This window comes from Bradyrhizobium sp. CFUWI (assembly GCF_056429085.1).
The window spans coordinates 1-387 of sequence record NZ_JBWJZE010000320.1; the positions used below are offsets into that span (position 1 = coordinate 1).

Here is a 387-nt window from a genome sequence, read left to right on the forward strand (position 1 = left end):
TTCCCAAGGAAGTGATCGAACGCCTGGAGCGCGATGCGGTGGAGCGCTACGGCATCGACGAGGTCGTCACGAACCTCGACGTGCTGGAACGCATCGAGCCGTCGGAATCGCTGCTGCGCGCGGTGCTGCACACCAAGCACCTGATGAACCCCGACGTGCTCGCCGCCGCGCGCCGGCTGGTCGCCGAGGTCGTGCGTCGCATCATGGAAAAGCTCGCGACCGAGGTGCGGCAGGCCTTCGGCGGCAGCCGCGACCGGCGCCGGCGCTCGCGCCTGAAGGTGGCGCGCAACTTCGACTTCCAGCGGACGCTCGCGGCCAACCTGCGCCGCTGGGACCCGGCACGCGGCAGGCTCTACCTGGAGCGGCCCGTGTTCGTGAGCCGCACGC

General features: G+C 70.5%; 1 pseudogene. It reads left to right on the forward strand.

Annotated elements, in window-relative coordinates:
• Nucleotides 1-387: pseudogene (locus AC066S_RS40005) on the forward strand (hypothetical protein); the annotation flags it as partial.